The sequence below is a fragment of the Paenibacillus sp. F4 genome (assembly GCF_002894905.1).
GTDB classification, from domain to species: Bacteria; Bacillota; Bacilli; order Paenibacillales; family Paenibacillaceae; genus Paenibacillus; species Paenibacillus polymyxa_B.
The window spans coordinates 135,119-150,207 of the sequence record NZ_POVS01000015.1 but is presented as its reverse complement, the minus strand read 5'-3'; the positions used below and the strand labels follow the sequence as shown (position 1 = coordinate 150,207).

17 protein-coding genes and 1 riboswitch are annotated in these 15,089 nt (G+C 44.7%); of the genes, 3 read left to right on the top strand and 14 right to left on the bottom strand.

Annotation, left to right across the window (positions count from 1 at the left end; genetic code table 11):
* Nucleotides 1–102: 102 nt before the first annotated feature.
* Nucleotides 103–1,203, top strand: coding sequence for a tyrosine recombinase XerS (gene xerS / locus C1T21_RS17670; RefSeq protein ID WP_013310478.1), 1,101 nt, complete (start codon nt 103–105; stop codon nt 1,201–1,203).
* On the opposite strand, the gene mobB is transcribed toward xerS, so the two are convergent.
* From mobB to C1T21_RS17620, 11 genes are all read right to left on the bottom strand, one after another.
* On the bottom strand, nt 1,192–1,749 hold the full coding sequence (mobB, locus tag C1T21_RS17665; RefSeq protein ID WP_103049168.1) for a molybdopterin-guanine dinucleotide biosynthesis protein B: 558 nt from the start codon (nt 1,747–1,749) through the stop codon (nt 1,192–1,194). The two genes, xerS and mobB, sit on opposite strands and share 12 nt — an antisense overlap.
* Nucleotides 1,746–3,023, bottom strand: coding sequence for a molybdopterin molybdotransferase MoeA (locus tag C1T21_RS17660; RefSeq protein WP_103049167.1), 1,278 nt, complete (start codon nt 3,021–3,023; stop codon nt 1,746–1,748). The genes mobB and C1T21_RS17660 overlap by 4 nt, the downstream gene beginning before the upstream one ends.
* A 357-nt stretch (nt 3,024–3,380) precedes the next feature.
* Nucleotides 3,381–3,512 (bottom strand): hypothetical protein, encoded by a 132-nt coding sequence (locus C1T21_RS28100; protein ID WP_258012516.1) that lies wholly within the window; start codon nt 3,510–3,512, stop codon nt 3,381–3,383.
* Nucleotides 3,485–4,033: an accessory gene regulator ArgB-like protein gene (locus C1T21_RS17655; protein WP_180984607.1), complete on the bottom strand. Its 549-nt coding sequence runs from the start codon at nt 4,031–4,033 to the stop codon at nt 3,485–3,487. Before C1T21_RS17655 ends, C1T21_RS28100 begins: the two co-directional genes overlap by 28 nt.
* Nucleotides 3,984–4,697, bottom strand: coding sequence for a hypothetical protein (locus tag C1T21_RS17650; RefSeq protein ID WP_103049165.1), 714 nt, complete (start codon nt 4,695–4,697; stop codon nt 3,984–3,986). The genes C1T21_RS17655 and C1T21_RS17650 overlap by 50 nt, the downstream gene beginning before the upstream one ends.
* Nucleotides 4,628–5,335 (bottom strand): SRPBCC family protein, encoded by a 708-nt coding sequence (locus C1T21_RS28335; protein WP_308411646.1) that lies wholly within the window; start codon nt 5,333–5,335, stop codon nt 4,628–4,630. The genes C1T21_RS17650 and C1T21_RS28335 overlap by 70 nt, the downstream gene beginning before the upstream one ends.
* 221 nt (nt 5,336–5,556) lie before the next feature.
* Nucleotides 5,557–6,312 carry a DUF4247 domain-containing protein gene (locus C1T21_RS17640; RefSeq protein WP_023988948.1) on the bottom strand — a complete coding sequence of 252 codons (756 nt, stop codon included), beginning with the start codon at nt 6,310–6,312 and terminating at the stop codon, nt 5,557–5,559.
* 13 nt (nt 6,313–6,325) lie between these two features.
* Nucleotides 6,326–6,832 carry a DUF4178 domain-containing protein gene (locus C1T21_RS17635; RefSeq protein WP_007432513.1) on the bottom strand — a complete coding sequence of 169 codons (507 nt, stop codon included), beginning with the start codon at nt 6,830–6,832 and terminating at the stop codon, nt 6,326–6,328.
* 25 nt (nt 6,833–6,857) lie between these two features.
* Complete coding sequence (locus tag C1T21_RS17630) at nt 6,858–7,265, bottom strand: DUF350 domain-containing protein (protein ID WP_103049164.1); 408 nt, start codon at nt 7,263–7,265, stop codon at nt 6,858–6,860.
* Nucleotides 7,266–7,395: 130 nt separating this feature from the next.
* Nucleotides 7,396–8,064, bottom strand: coding sequence for a PspA/IM30 family protein (locus tag C1T21_RS17625; protein WP_013310486.1), 669 nt, complete (start codon nt 8,062–8,064; stop codon nt 7,396–7,398).
* Between the two features lie 87 nt (nt 8,065–8,151).
* Nucleotides 8,152–9,174 (bottom strand): NADH:flavin oxidoreductase/NADH oxidase, encoded by a 1,023-nt coding sequence (locus C1T21_RS17620; RefSeq protein WP_103049260.1) that lies wholly within the window; start codon nt 9,172–9,174, stop codon nt 8,152–8,154.
* A 305-nt stretch (nt 9,175–9,479) separates the two neighbouring features.
* On the opposite strand from C1T21_RS17620, the gene C1T21_RS17615 reads away from it, so the two are divergent.
* Nucleotides 9,480–10,286 carry a polysaccharide deacetylase family protein gene (locus tag C1T21_RS17615; protein WP_103049163.1) on the top strand — a complete coding sequence of 269 codons (807 nt, stop codon included), beginning with the start codon at nt 9,480–9,482 and terminating at the stop codon, nt 10,284–10,286.
* Nucleotides 10,287–10,486: 200 nt separating this feature from the next.
* Here C1T21_RS17615 and C1T21_RS17610 read toward each other — a convergent pair whose 3' ends face one another.
* From C1T21_RS17610 to C1T21_RS17600, 3 genes are all read right to left on the bottom strand, one after another.
* Nucleotides 10,487–11,155 (bottom strand): 3D domain-containing protein, encoded by a 669-nt coding sequence (locus tag C1T21_RS17610; protein ID WP_103049162.1) that lies wholly within the window; start codon nt 11,153–11,155, stop codon nt 10,487–10,489.
* A gap of 6 nt (nt 11,156–11,161) precedes the next feature.
* A riboswitch (cyclic di-AMP (ydaO/yuaA leader) is annotated at nt 11,162–11,330 on the bottom strand.
* Nucleotides 11,331–11,565: 235 nt separating this feature from the next.
* Nucleotides 11,566–12,288, bottom strand: coding sequence for an amino acid ABC transporter ATP-binding protein (locus tag C1T21_RS17605; protein WP_013310491.1), 723 nt, complete (start codon nt 12,286–12,288; stop codon nt 11,566–11,568).
* Nucleotides 12,275–13,738, bottom strand: a complete 1,464-nt coding sequence (locus tag C1T21_RS17600) for an ABC transporter substrate-binding protein/permease (protein WP_103049161.1) — start codon at nt 13,736–13,738, stop codon at nt 12,275–12,277. Before C1T21_RS17600 ends, C1T21_RS17605 begins: the two co-directional genes overlap by 14 nt.
* Nucleotides 13,739–13,886: 148 nt before the next feature.
* Between C1T21_RS17600 and C1T21_RS17595 the strand changes: the two genes are divergently transcribed.
* Nucleotides 13,887–15,065 carry a M20 family metallopeptidase gene (locus C1T21_RS17595; protein ID WP_103049160.1) on the top strand — a complete coding sequence of 393 codons (1,179 nt, stop codon included), beginning with the start codon at nt 13,887–13,889 and terminating at the stop codon, nt 15,063–15,065.
* The last annotated feature ends 24 nt before the right edge of the window (nt 15,066–15,089 follow it).

Here is a 15,089-nt window from a genome sequence, read left to right as displayed (position 1 = left end):
TGGCGGTTCAATCTGTTCTTTAACTTCGAATTACATCCCATCCAGTGCTGTTCAAAATATGCTAAAATACATATATATTATGACCGGACGAGGTGGAACCCAATGAATATACAAAAGATCATCGACCGGCGCAAACTAGATGAAAAAATGCCGGGATTACCATGGTACGTGCAGCAATTTATGGATTATAAGCTGCCCGACCTTTCCCCTTCCACATTACTAGAATATGTGCGGGATTACGAAGCTTTCTTTTCATGGCTTCGCTCGGAAGGCTTGTCTACCGGAGAAACGAATGCCCAAGTCACACTGGAAGAGTTGGAGACACTTCATATGGACAGTATTACAGGCTTTCGATTATTTCTGTCTACTAAGCGCGAAGGCTCCAACTCCCGTATAACCATTTCACGTAAACTATCGTCTCTTCGTTCGCTTTTTCATTATTTAAGTCAAATCGCTGAGGATGAAAATTTTTATCCATTGCTCAAACGCAACATTATGGCCAAGGTCGAAATCAAGCGTATACATAAACCCAAGGATACGGCGGCCAAGCTTAAAGGTAAAATACTGGAAGAGGAAGAACTGCTTGAATTCATCGGTTATATTTATGAAGGATATGGTCAAGATTTGGCCGATAACAAGCAGGCGTTATACTCCTATGAACTAAATAAGGAACGGGATGCCTGCATCGCCAGCCTCATTTTGAACTCAGGCCTGCGCGTATCTGAAATCGTCAATCTGAATCTGGACGATTTAGACATAAACAATAAATTATTATATGTGTACCGCAAAGGCAATAACGACGAAACCTTTAAAACGCCGGTGTATTTCCGCGAGCAATCCAAAGATGATCTCGTACTTTATTTGTCCTTGAGACATACCCGTTACCGCGCTCCAAAAAAAGAAAAGGCTCTCTTTGTCACACGTCCTAACGGCAGTACAGAAGGCAAACGGATGACCAAAAGAGCGATTCAGGCAATGATCATCAAGTACGCCAAACGGTTCGGCAAGCCTTACCTTACCGTGCATAAGCTTCGTCATTCCTTTGCTACTGACTATTATTTACAAAATGATATTTACAAAACAAAGGAACAGTTGGGGCACGCTTCGACAGAAACAACAGAAGTGTATGCTCACCTGACTGACAAAACCATGTCTCAGGCGATCGAACGGCGGGTAGAGACTCTAACCGACTCAGCCGATTGATGTCTCACCCCTGCTCATTCCTTCTATCTGCTTTTGAATCTGTTCGAGTAGCCAGCGGCCTGCGGGTCCGTTGGCCTCGGCAGGAAATATCTGTATCATTTCATCTGAGTAGTGACCTTGAGCCCAATCCATTTGATGCTTCCAAACCGCTATCCCCTGTACATTTGTCAGCTTATCGGTAAGCTGAGCATCCGATTGTTCCCGCACCATGACCAGCTTTGGATAATCCTCCTGCTTGAAGCCTTCCAGCAACACACAATCATAGGCCTGAAAATGCCGGATCAGTCTGGTGACAGACTGACTATTCTCCTCTAAAATGGCTGTTCTTCCAGCCGAAACAATAGCTACGCCTTCAGCACCTGCCTGTCGGTGCTTGTACGTATCTGTCCCCTCATGATCCATTTCAAATTCATGTCCATCATGCTTGATCACTGCGACGCGTAGACCTGACTTCTGCACATAACGAATCAATCCTCCGAGAAAGGTCGTTTTTCCCGTATTTTTGAATCCGACGATTTGACATACAAATGGATGTTTCGTATTCACTTCGCCTGTCCACCTTGTAACACCAGTACACGCACCTCTTCACCTTCGCGTAATCCTTCTGTTGTGGGAGGAACCACGATCAGACAGTCGCTGTCCTTAATGGTCACCATGACACTAGATTCATCTGCTCTCGCAGGAATCGCGTATACTTGCCCATCACGTATCTCCAAAGAGCTGCGTACAAAGCGTGTATAGTTGTTTACCTTCGTATAATCTGCACCTAACTTCGCCGTCCAGGTTTGTAAATATGGATGTGCCGAAGATAACATCATTTGGATCGTCGGCCGTACAAACAGCTCACAGCCTACAAAGCACGCACCGGGGTTGCCTGAAAGCGCAAATAACAGCTTGCCGTCAATCACTGCGGCTGTGGTCACACTTCCTGGACGCATCGTAACCTTGTTGAATAACATGTTCACATCTTCCTGTCGTACCAGGTCACCCATTATATCAAAATCCCCCACCGATACTCCTCCACTCGTGACCACGATATCATAGGCAGCTATCGCTTCACGTACAGAAGTACGGGCAAGGCTCAAATCATCATGAATGGCTTTTAAAATGAACGGTTCTCCTCCTGCCTCTCTAATTTGAGAAGACAGCATATATGTATTACTGTTTCGAATTTTTCCCGGTTGTAACGGCTCATCCACTGCAAGTAATTCAGATCCTGTTGAAAAAACGGCCACCCTGGGCTTTCTGTAAACAGGTACCCGATGTACACCAAAAGTAGCCAGTATCGAGATGTGCCCCGCTCCCAGGCAGGTTCCCTTGCTAAGCAAAAGCTGACCTTCCTGAATCTCATGACCAATCTGTGTCACATTTTTGCCAACTTCTAAACGCTTCTTTAAGCCGACATATGTCTGTCCATTTTCCTCACGCAGCTGTGTTGCTTCCAGCATGACAACCGTGTCAGCTCCTTCAGGTAATTGCGCTCCTGTCATGATACGGGCAGCCATTCCAGTCTCCACCAGTTTGTCCGATACGGTGCCACATGGAATTTCATCAATCACATGTAGCCAGATTTCCTGACCGGACGTGCACACTTCAGTGTCCGAGCCAAGGATCGCATAACCGTCCATACCTGAGCGACGAAAACGGGGATACGGGTGTGGTGCGGTCAAATCCATCGCCAAATAACGTCCATGCGCCTGCTCCAGTTCTACGTCTTCCCTTTCACCCTGTTTAACATGGCTAGCTATCCTGCTTTGTGCCTCTTCCACCTGAACTGCTTTACGCTGGAATTTTTCTGCGTTTAATGATGTATGATTCATAATCTCACTCCGTTCTTCTAAAATGCCCTCTTTCTGTTATAACGCTAAAACCGTTATCTGGCAAATCCGGGCGGTGTTTAGAACGTCAAACTCGGCTGCTTTTCCCCGTGCTGTTGCGTGTTTTGGGCTTACTATATAAGTATGTTGGCAATAAAATAACCCGTGAATTCCACGGGTCATTTCCATAACTTTTTAAGTGCATCAAGCTTATTATGAGAAATAGAGCAAGTGAAGCTTCGAATCGTACCAGGCCTTCAAATGCGCTAGACTCGATCTCACAGCTGATAAGCTTCCTTACAAGCCTGTGCGGTTACCCCGATCGTATAAGAACAATGTCTAGAGTAACGCGGTACATAATCAGTTCTTTTCTTTTTTCTCGAGCTCTGCCGGTATCGGTTTAGCGCCAAATACTGTTTTTTCGTTTTTGGTAGATTCGTTAGCGTATTTTCCCAGTCTTAAATTTAATGCTCTCGCCAATTTCTTATCCATTTTCGTTCACCTCCTTTCCATAAAGGAAGAATACTGAATGCTTGAATAGCTAAAGATAAGCATATTATGTGGGATTGTACAAAAAAATTCACCGCACAAATCAAAACACATACCGTTTTATAATATTTGTGGTTATTGGTCTTATGAATATAAATAAAATGATTGGGTGCATAAACTAAAAACACTAATACTGAACAAGCATTAATAATCAAAATCATTGATAAATTTAAAGAGATGAGAGGTATAGTTACACATATTGCCGTTGTAAAACAGACACAAAATGTAAGATTACTGAAGTGTGCCCCTCCTGAAAATCTTCTTACAAACATGATAGTTACTAGAGCTAATAACGACCCCCAAAAATGCCCAGTCATCCAAGCTATAATCGCAACCATTAGTATCGAAGACACTTCGGTAATTTTTATACCAAGCGCATATTCCATCACTTCTACACTTGTTGGACCATCAGGATCAGCTTTTTTTATTTCCGTTGCGATGTACCGTGATAGCGCTTCTAGCATCCTCATAATCTCCTTTCTCTGAAAAGAAATACGACACGCCGAAAGTAAGCAATGAAATGGATAGTAATCCTATGGTATTTGAGCTATAGAGCATATACAAAGTAATAAAAATGGTGACAGCTGATATTAGAGCACCTAGAATCAACATTTTATTTAGGGATGATAAGTAATTTTCAGCTCTTAAAAAATCATGTGGAGGCTGAATTATAAACGAGAAACCAAAGTTATATTTTCCCATTATATAAGAAATAAAGCACGCAATAATAATAGAAGTTAACTGAATAACGTAAATAGAAGAGCCAGAAGTATCATTAATAGCACCTGGTTCTGCTACTCCAAAAAAATACGCAAACAGAAATACAAAAAGTTGTAAATTAATGTAGGCCGTTAGACCAGAACCAGCAGAAAAAGCTGCTAGATGGGTTTTGATCCCTAAACCAAATCTAAAAAAGATAACCATTAACAAATACTGAAGCGGCAAATCTAATTTAGGCAAGCCTATAACTTCCCTCATTAGAAAGGAAAACAAAGCTATGCCAATTGCATAGAATAATATTTTTGTGCGATATTCCCTCACGGGAAGCATATAAAGCTTTAAGACCAAAATAACAGCGGCCAAAGCATCGAATACACCAAGTAATATATATAAAAAAGCAGATAACACAGATACACCATCCTCTTATTTCGCCTGTTGTAATTGTATATTTTACTAATAGATGTGGCAATGAAATAATCTAGTAAACTGGTAATATTTGTTTTTATGTAAGGTAAATATTTATTTTTGTCGTCAAAAAATATGAAAAGAACGATTTTAAAATCGTCCTCTTGTTGCAGTTTTAGCCTGTAACCTTGTCTATCTGGCATCATCCTTTTGTCGAGCTGCTCAATTACAAGCGGCCAAGCCTGCTCATGTTGGTTCCTTGAATTCTCATCTGGAAAACCTGCATGCGTTAAGTAAAGATGCGTGCCATTACCGCGAGGTTTAAGCTCAACGGTGACCACTGTTTCAGCCCCCTTGGTGCCGCCTTCGCCAGTAATCCAAGTCAGCCCGATAAGTCTGTATTGCTCAAGTCTTAGAAATCTTCCGTAATGTGGATGACGTTTCCCCTCAAAATGCGTTTCGAAAAAGAAGGTCGTGTTCACTTCAGCCTCCATTAATACTGATCCTGGGGCTGCAAACCAACTGTCAAACTGCTTCGTCCACGCCTGATACAGAACATTCGGAGAACACTCCATTTTTCGTTCCACCATTAGATTAAATGGTCTTTGTGAAAGATCTGGCCAAGAAATAGATAGTACCATTTAATTTTCAATCCCTTCAATTAAACAGAGTTTTGATTATCTCTACATTATTATATCCATAAAGGTGTAGGTTGCGGCTGCTTTCCCTTCTGTCCAATTCAACTTGAATGGCTGTGCCACTAGATGATCACCAACGTCATCTCTAAAAATAAAAAAAGGAACTGTGCATCAGTACCACAGTTCCGCAAATCTTTTGTTTTCAAATAAATTGACGATACCCATCATCGTCGACTTCGTCGGCTGATTTTACCTGAACCGCTACGTGTTTTGGGCTTACTATAAGATTTACGCGGCGAATCAAATATGCTGGAACCGCCGCTGTCGCTCCGGTCACGTGAAATCGAGCCTCTGCTCGGTGAACTGCTGGACCCTCTGTCGAACAAACTTCCGCTTGATCCAACGCTAGAATCCGAGTTCTTTCCTCTACGGGTAACCGAACCTTTCCGCTCCACCGTAATCGGCGGAATCGCCTTTTTCTCCTGCACTGTAGGAGCACGATATTGGCCCTGAGAAGGTCGGTATACATCTCTGCTGGAGTAGCCTCGATAGGAGCCTGAACCACGCAACGAATCAAACAGAGCATCCAGTACAGTTGCGGTTAAGTATCCTTTTAGAAAGCTTGAACTGTAATTTTGTTCGACATACTTTTTACTGTCAATTTCAATGAGTGTATCTTCCTTCTTAGCTGGATCTTGCTGCAAATGGTACCACTCATCGCTATATACCAGAAACATCCGCTCATTGCTCTGCGGTGACATTTGTTCCGGTGTACGCTGTTCTTTCAATTCCTCCGCGACTTCCGGGACTGTCTTGCCAGCTGCCCGGTATACATACGAGGTCGAGTTTCCGCTGCCACTTACCGATTCCAGCGGATACGTATCTTTTACACTTGGCGCGCCGCAGCCGCTTAATACGGATACGAACAAGCTCAGCGCCACAATGACCTTTAATGCATACTGCCAGGTGCGTTTGCTCATGTGTAACCCTCTCCTAGCTTGCCCGAATAACCTTGACGTCTCCGGTAATCACTTCTTCTCCTTCATAAAGCATAAAGCGACCGTCCTGCCACTCTACTCGCAACAGATGGTAATCATCAGACTGGTACTGCCACACATGCTGCTCTCCACCCTGTCGGAAAGGAGCACGGCCCATGACGGTAACATGCCCAGAATACTGCTCCTCCAAATGATACGTTGTATCATCCAGCTCTAAAATGGTCGGCACTTCCTCCGGGTTGTCAAGTCTGCCGTCGATGGCCTGATATAGTCCGAATTGCAGTGTTTCCCGTTCCTCAATATGAAGATAACTGACTTGATTACCATCCTGAAGCGTCAAAACAACGGCATTCCGGGCACGATTATGTACACGACCTACCACTTCATAGGTGACAAGCGACACTTCACAGATATCACCTGGATTTAAGTGAAGCATGCTTTTCTCTGCTTTTGGCGGCTCCGGCTTAGCAAATAGATTTGAAATTCGTTTCCACACACCCATGGTTATATTCCTGCCTTTCTTAAGCCTAGAAGCATGCTGTAATGATCAAGGCGCCAACCAGATGCAGCGCTCCTGAAAACAGACCGAAACCAATTTTACCTTCCTGTGTACCTTTATCCAGATCAAACTGAGCCCAGTACCGCAACAGCAGACGTACAATAACTTCCAAAACAAGCAGGATGACAAAGGCGATCACAGAATACACAAGCGCTTCGAGCAAATTATTAGCTGTAGCGATAGACCCTGACAAAATATAGCCTTGTGCAATCAGCTTCATAATCATTCGTACCGTTACGGCCATATTTCCAGCTTTCACTTCGGCAAAATCCTTATACTTCGTAAATAAAGAGTCGACATACATTAATGCGAAGATCAAAATAGCCCCCGCACCAGTCCATACAAGCATTGCTTTCATCGTTTCTAAAAAATGCATTTCATACCATCCTCCACATCTTCTTGGCCTTCATATAATGTTTTACGCCTCCAGGCAGGGAAAAGCGAAGGAGAAAACGTTTCTCCTTCGCTTCCTGAGAATCACACTTGGTGGCACTGCTAAAATGTTCTTATTTATTTTCGTATTGCTTCAACAAAGCGGCAAGCTCATCGTCCACGGCGCTTTTCTTATCCAGCTCTTTGAACTCCTCATCCAACGATTTTTCCTTAGAGGACATTTCGTTGCTCGCTTCGGCACGTGCTTCTGCTTGCAGCATTTTTTCTTCCATACGCTTCAATCCGGCAGTTGCCGTATCAGAGCTAAAACCGTTCATAGCTTTGTTAATTTCAGTTTGCGCTTTAGCTGCATTATAACGGGCAACCAGTGTCTCGCGCTTGTTTTTCATTTCTGTCAGCTGTCTGCGCATTTCATCCAGCTTGCCACGCAGGTTATCGGCTGCAGCTTTGTTCTGTTCGTAACCAGCTTTGAACTCATTCATTTTTTGTTCAGCAGATTTCTTTTCTTCCAGCGCGCGACGAGCCAGATCTACATTTTGTGCTTTTGCAGCGGTATGTGCCTGTTCTTCGCGTTTCTTTACCAAAGCAGCCTGTTCTTCGTATTGCTGTTTGAATCTCTTTTCAATAGCAATTTGAGCGGCTACCGCTTTCTCTGCATCTTCCAGGTCCTCTTGCATATCACGAATGTATTGGTCCGTCATTTTAATTGGATCTTCTGCCTTGTCGATAATGGCGTTAATGTTGGACATCGTAAGATCTCTTAATCGTTTGAAAATAGACATGTGAAGTTCCTCCTAGAGTTGAATGCTTAAATTTTAAGCTCTGTACACATGTTTACGCAAGCTTTGCAAAGAGGGTTTCAAAAATATCTAAAAGCCGCGCAAGTAAGGCTCCGGGATGTCGGCCTGTACTTTCAGCTCCCGCGATGCATGCAGCGCCCAATAGGGATCACGCAGCATGGCACGGCCTATTGCTACCAGATCAGCTTCTTTCTGCTGAACAACACGGCGGGCGTCCTCATAATCATCCAGTAAGCCAACAGCAATTACAGGTACATTCAGCTTTTCACGGATGGTATGAGCCAATTCCACCTGATAGCCGGCACGCGCAGACGGGCCTCCGCCAGAACCAATCGGACCCTCACCACCAGAAGAGATATGGAAAATGTCCACACCCGCATCACGATATCGTTCCCCTACGCCTGTTATGTATTCCACATTATATCCATCCTCGACGTATTCTTTGGCAGATATCCGCATAAGCACAGGCATATCAGCAGGAAGAACCTCTTTAACAGCATGTATGACCTCAACACCGAACAGTGACAAATCCTGCCCATATTCATCTTCTCTGGCATTTGTTAAAGGGGAATGAAATTGATGGATCAGATAGCCGTGAGCGCCATGTATCTCGACCGTGTCAAAACCGGCTTCCACCGCGCGGCGCGCGCCTTCTTTGTATGCCTGAACCAGTTCCCTGACTTCAGCTGTCTTTAAGGCGCGGGGCTCTTTAAAGCGTTCGCTAAAAGGAATGGAGGACGGACCCACAGGTTGCTCAGCATCTTCAGCCTTGCGTCCAGCGTGGCCTAGTTGAATGCCAATTTTGGCACCATACTTGTGGACTTCCTCTACAATCTTACGATATGCAGGAATATGTTCGTCACTCCAAATACCCAAATCACGATCCGTAATACGTCCATCTGGATGGACCGCTGTCATTTCCACAATAATAAGTCCAGTGCCTCCTACTGCCCGGCTCACATAATGGACATGATGCCAATCCGTTGGATTTCCATCCTTGGCCTCCACGCTGGTTTGGCACATCGGGGGCATGACAATCCGATTTTTTAAAGAAAGCCCCTTTAATTGATAAGGAGTAAACAAGTCGGTCACTTTTATCCATCCTTCCTTCAATTCCATGTCTGTATAATTATGAATTGCATCCCCATTATACACCAGCTGTCACGGTATACCGAATTCGTTGTAAGGCTAAAACTTGCGAAAATGCTCCTGTTTTCGGTCATGTTTAAGAGAATATGTACGTTTAGCTCCATCATCTTCATTGATAATCGTTTCATCGTGGACTTCTTTCCAGTCGTTTATGAGCCGAACTTGGTTACCAGCATATTTTTAATAGGACAGGTACATAATAGTCGAGAGCACCACTAGGTACCACTGCACGGAAAGGGGGGATACATATGCCGTACAGGGGAGTGTTGCCATGCTTGGCACTGTTACTAGCATTTTCAAGTTTACCCGTTCACGCGGATGCGCCTCCCAACATCGGAACGCCCCATCCCAAGGAAACAGCTATTGCTTCTTCTGTACAACAGAGCACAGATCCAGCTACTCCTACATTAGCAATGCTGCGTAAAAAACATGCGGACATTTTTAAAATGTGCGGCCCACACACCCGCCAAATTGCCCTAACCTTTGATGATGTGCCCGATTCTAGGTATACGCCGCAGGTTTTGGACGTATTACACGCCAATGGCATCAAAGCCACCTTTTTCATCGTCGGTCACCGTGCGGAAAAGCATCCGGGGATCATACGCCGTATTATCCGTGAAGGCCATGCTATAGGAAACCATTCCTATACTCATCCGGATTTTAGGAAGGCTACACCAGAACGCTTTCGCAACCAGATTACAAAAACAGAACGTATTTTACAAGCCAGCGCAGGTTTTCGCCCCAAGTTGATTCGTCCACCCTACGGTGAAATCACGGAGCCTCAAATCCAATGGGCACGTCGTCATGGCTATATGATTGTCAATTGGAATGTAGACTCTCTCGATTGGAAGGGATTAAGTAAAACACAAATTCAGCGCAATGTGATCCCAGCTACCGGGCCTGGCTCTATTATTTTAATGCACGCAGGTGGAGGTCAAAGTTCCAACTTGCAAGGCACTGTCCAAGCTCTGCCGGGTCTAATTCACTCTCTAAAAGCTAAGGGCTACAAATTTGTGACAGTCCCCCGGCTACTCCACACCTCGGAACGGAAATAACCATATGTTTATGATTGAGCTACAAGCTAAAGCAACGTAAAAAGGCTGTCTTACCAGCAGAAGTTTTCTGCTCGTCAAGACAGCCTTTTTTTACGGATAGGACCTGATAAGAGTCCGACCTAGTTATATGCGGTAGAATACATGTATTAAGTTTACATAATATATATTATGTTTTATTAAACTAATATATACGTACAATGTTATTTATTAATAACGTACAGCTTCACATTTTGAAATCCAAAGTCGTTCACAAATGATTTGTTGCCAGGAATAAAGATATCAATCCGTTTTCCTGTAATGGCGCTGCCCTGATCGCGAGCGACAGCTACAAAAGAATGATCCGGCAAACCTGGGTGGGAATAGCCTGTAACCAGCACTTTCGTGCCCATCGGAATGACGTTCGGGTCTACCGCAATTGTACCTAGTTTAAGCGGATTGCCGTAGTAGTCTACTGCTCCCCATTTACCATTCTCATCGGCTGCAGCAGAATACGCAGAAGCCTTAACGTCAACTATTTTGCTATAGTTGAATGTTTTACCCCACGCTTCAATCGTTGGCCCCTCATTCGCTAGTGCTTTCTCCGTAAGAAGCTGCGGCTTCGAATCCGAAGCTGCCTTCACACTTTTTTCGCCAGGCACCTTAATTTGCAGACCTGCATATATATTGTTGGAGGCAATGTTTGGGTTCGCCTTCGTTAGCTCGTCTACCGATACTCCATAACGTTGAGCAAGTAAAAAAAAGGTATCGCCCTCTTTGGCAGTGTGAAGCGAAGCAGCATCCGCTACTCCAGCTGTCTGTGCCAGCCCTGCAATAGCTGCGGCAAGCACCGCAAATTTCATCGTTTTACCAATATGTTTTAGATGTTTCAAAGATATGTACCTCCTCTGTTATGCCTGCGAAGTTAGCTGTCGGATTCGGACTCAGGAGAAGCCCTATGCTTGTGCAATTCACCCCTAGGCATATTCCACATCGTCTTATGACGTATCGGAATGACTGCCGTTGTTACGTCCCCCGCACTTCCCATAGTTTGGGCCCAGCATTCAGCGGTTGTCATAACCACATGCTGTCCCGGTAAGTTTTGGCTTACTGCATAATATCACAATTTTGTAACCTTATCCGTATGAAAATGTTGGGAACCTTGAACATCATACTATACTCGTTACAATTTTGTCATCAAGAAATCAATATTTGTTACGAAAGTATGGGGAAATGGTGACAAAAAGGAAAAAAGCCCTCCGTCAAACGGAGGGCTTTTTTTATAGATTATATCAGCACTTCCTTACAATACTTTGGCAAGAAAATCACGGGTGCGATCATGGCTTGGAGTGCCAAATACCTGCTCTGGTGTACCTTGCTCTACAATTTGACCGTTATCCATAAAGATAATTCGATCGCCCACCTCGCGGGCAAAACCCATTTCATGCGTCACGATTACCATTGTCATGCCGCCTTCGGCGAGCTTCTTCATTACATCCAGAACCTCTCCAACCATTTCAGGGTCCAATGCAGAAGTCGGCTCATCGAACAGCATTACGTGCGGCTGCATGGCCAAAGCACGCGCAATCGCAATACGTTGCTTCTGACCGCCAGATAACTGGTTCGGATAGGTATTCTTCTTATCCTCAAGCCCTACGGTACGCAGGAGTTCTAGCGCAATTTTTTCCGCTTCCTTCCCTGACTGTCTTCTAACCTGTGTTGGGGCAAGTGTCAGGTTCTGCAACACTGTTTTATGCGGGAACAGATTAAAATGCTGGAACACCATCCCCATCTTCTCCCGGGTTACATTAATATTATGGCCACGAGCTGTAATCGGCTCGCCCTCAAACAAAATCTCCCCGTCCGTAGGCTGTTCCAACAGATTCATACAACGCAAAAACGTACTCTTCCCCGAACCACTGGGGCCGATGATGACGACGACTTCGCCTTTGGCGATATCTATATCAATGCCTTTTAATATCTCATTCTTACCGAACGATTTACGCAGTTGTTTAACGGTGATCACTGGCTCTCAACTTCCTTTCCCATAAACCCAGCAGCTTAGACAAGCTGAATGTCATTACAAAATAAATAGCGGCTGCGATTACGAACGGACTTAATCCTTCGTAGGTAATGTTCTTAATGACCTGGGCCTGATACATAATATCCACCATCCCAATGGTCGAAATAATGGATGATTCTTTAATGATCGTAATAAACTCATTACCGATAGCAGGCAAAATAGATTTAAACGCTTGCGGCAAAATGACATGACGCATAGCTTTACCGCGTCCCATACCCAACGAACGGGCAGCCTCCATCTGTCCACGGTCTACTGCCTGGATACCTGCACGGAAAATTTCAGCCAGATATGCCGAGCTATTCAGAGACAATGTAATTATACCAGACTGAAGTGGGGTAAAATTGACACCCAGCGTCAAAGCAACCCCGTAGTGAATGATCATAAGTTGTACCAGCATAGGTGTGCCACGCAGGATCTCCACATAAGTGGTACCTAACCACTCAATGATGCGTATACCACTCATCCGCAGCAAGGATACGATCAGACCAATGATAAATCCAAACAGGACTCCGAGTGCAGACAGCAACAGAGTGTAGCCGATACCCGTAGCGTAAAAACTGCGGTATTTCCAAAAAATATCTACGATGTTATTAGAAGAAACCTGTCGATCTGCTGAGAGCGCGCTCGCTTCTGTGGAAAACTTCTCAATCGACCCGTCCGCTTTCAGGCGAGCCAACGTTTTATTTACAGAGGCAAGCAATTCTGCGTTCCCCTTGCGTATACCTACAGCTGTTTCTGCTCCGGCATCCTCAGGCACCGCTTTGGCAAGTGTTACGGTACCATCTAACGTGTATCCTTTAGCAACCGTATCTTCGATCACAACAGCGTTGATACGCTGGGTCCGCAGCTGGAGTACCAGATCGGATATTTTGTCCAGTGAGGTTACAGTGGCATTGGGCACTTTTTGAGCAATTTCTTCCTGAATACTCCCTTTTTGTGCGCCAATCTTCTCGCCTTTCAAAGCATCCATCGTAGGATATTTGTCTTTATCCTCTGGGCGTACCATAATGACTTGCTTGGAGCGATAATATACATCTGAAAAATCAATGCTCTTTCTCCGCTCATCCGTTGGTGTCATACCGGACAGTACCAAATCTACGCGACCACTTTGCAGAGCAGGCAGCAAAGAGTCAAAACTCATGTCCTCAGGGACCATCTCCGCACCCATATCTTTGGCGATTTCCTTGGCGATATCCACATCGAACCCTACAATGGTATCCTTACCGTTAATGACTTTATGAAACTCATACGGCGGAAAGTCGGCACTCATGCCCACTACAAGTTTTTTCTGAGGCTTTGCTTCCGTTCCGTATGCATTGAGCATGGGAAGACCAGTCAACAGCAAGATAACCGCCGACAAAACCAGGGCGGTAAAACGATATGCCTTTTTCAATCTTTTTTTCTCTCCTTAAATTCTTTATAATAAATAAGATTGTGTCATTATAAATGAATATGCATGATTATGCAATGAATGTTATAGTACAATTTCAGCATACCTAACGCAGTACCTACATTACAGCTTATATAAAGGAGTTTTCAGCATGGATTTTAAACAGACCATTCAAATGACAATTGAGCAGCATGCCCCACGGTTTAAGGACATTTCGTTATATATTGGCGCAAATCCTGAACTTGGAAACGAGGAATTTCTGGCCGCTGCCCGTTTAAAAGAAGAACTGGTTTTTCACGGCTTTGAGGTCCAGGCACCCGTATTGGGCATAGAAACAGCCTTTATTGCAACTTACAAATCTGCAAAACCCGGACCGGTTGTCGCTTTTCTGGCAGAATATGACGCTCTGAGAGGTCTAGGACACGCCTGTGGGCACCATCTGATATGTATGATGAGTACCGGTGCTGCCGTCGGCCTCAAGTCGATCATCGACGAAACTGGTGGAGAAGTACGGGTATATGGCACACCTGCCGAAGAAACACGCGGTGCAAAGGTCCCGATGGCCGCTGCCGGGTTGTTTGATGATTGCGACATAGCACTTATGACGCATCCTTATGACCATTACGAAAAATCAGGCAAATCACTGGCGATTGATGCTGTACAATTCGAATTTTTTGGTCAATCTGCTCACGCGGCTGCCAGCCCGCACGAAGGCATTAACGCGCTGGACGCTGTGATTCAAACGTTCAATGGCATCAATGCGTTCCGTCAACAAGTAAAAAGTACAGTGCGTATCCATGGGATCATTAACCAGGGTGGGCAAGCAGCCAATATTATTCCTGATTACGCCTCAGCCCAATTTTATGTGAGAGCCGCTACTCGTCAAGAACTGAACCCGCTGACTAGCCGTGTTATTCAAATTGCTGAAGGAGCTGCTTTACAGGCCGGGTGTCGTTTGGAGACCTCCAATTATGAGACTTCTTATGATGAAATGGTCACGAACCGTGTACTTTCCGATGCGTTTACCGCAAATTTGGTGCAGGCTGGCATTTCACAAGAAGATATAACGGAAGGCGAAGATCACGGCTCCATGGATATCGGAAATGTATCGCTTCATTGCCCTGCTATCCATCCTTACATTCAAGTTATTGACGAGAAGCATGCCTTGCATACACCAGAATTCCGCGATTTGGCGATGCAGGACCGGGCCATGGAAGGAATGCTGCTGGCTGCGAGAACTTTGGCATGGACTGCTTGCGATGTAATCACGAATCCTAAACTGCTAGCCCAGATAAAAAAAGAATTCGCTCTGCTGAATAACGAACGCTAAATCTTAATTCCGTGTTCTTTCAGA